General features: G+C 44.7%; 2 protein-coding genes. One reads left to right on the forward strand and one right to left on the reverse strand.

Annotated features, from left to right (window positions below):
* A partial coding sequence (locus tag R7P67_RS25960; protein WP_318086474.1) for a ferrochelatase occupies positions 1-257 on the forward strand: 257 nt, incomplete at its 5' end.
* 76 nt (positions 258-333) lie between these two features.
* Here R7P67_RS25960 and R7P67_RS25965 read toward each other — a convergent pair.
* Positions 334-1,101, reverse strand: a 768-nt coding sequence (locus tag R7P67_RS25965; protein WP_318086475.1) for an oligopeptide:H+ symporter, incomplete at its 5' end; no start/stop codon positions are given.

Below are 1,101 nucleotides of genomic sequence, written 5' to 3' on the forward strand. Positions count from 1 at the left end.
GTTTTGGCCGAGAAGAGTGGCTACAGCCTTACACTGATAAAACATTGGAAACCATCACCAGTAAAGGCGTGAAGAAAATTGATATCATGACTCCTGCATTTTCATCTGATTGTTTAGAAACTTTGGAAGAAATTGCGGGAGAGAACAAAGAGATCTTTATGGAAGCGGGTGGTGAGCAGTTCCACTATATTCCATGCCTTAATGACGATGACATGCATATCGATATGATGGCAGAACTAGTACGCAGCAAGCTGTAGAGCTTTGGTATTCTGCACTGAATGAATACAGAAAAGGGTCGCGATTGCGACCCTTTTTAATAACTTTGAAACCATGTTAAGCAACTTGTGTTTGTTGCTCTTCAATTTGTTCTGCAGTGCTGTGAGTGTTTTCTGCACCGTGCATCCAACGAACAAGCGTGTTCGAGAATAACATTAGAATCACACCACTGATCAATGCAGTTACTGCGATGCCACTAAAGATAGCCATTGCACCAAGTTCACCCACATGAGAACCCACGTAACCAGCGACATAGTTCGCAATAGCGTTACAACCAAACCATGCACCCATCATCAACGATGCAAGACGTAGCGGAGCCAGTTTGGTTACAAGAGACAGGCCAATAGGGGATAGACACAGTTCACCCAAAGTATGGAAGAAGAACGCGCCAACTAGCCATAGCATGGATGTTTTCACGTTAGTATCACCACCTTGCTCCATTACTGCACCAACCATGCATAGGAAGCCTAGTGCCAAGAAGAACATGGCTAAAGCAAATTTCGCTGGTGAGTTTGGTTCACGTTTACCTAGTTTCACCCATAGAACCGCAAGGACAGGCGCAAGCGTAATGATAAAGAATGGGTTTAGTGACTGGAACCAAGCTGCAGGTACTTCAAAACCGCCAATCATACGATCGGTGTACTGCTGAGTGTAAATGTTCATCAGACCGCCAGCTTGCTCGAAACCAGCCCAGAATACGATAGTAAACAGGCTCATCACCAAGATAACTTTAATGCGATCTACTTCTTCTTTGGTAAGAGGCTGTTTTGTTTTGGCGTTCTTATTGTTTAGGTCGCGTTTCGCGGCTGGCTCACGGCCAATATC

The organism is Vibrio sp. Vb0937, from assembly GCF_033338855.1.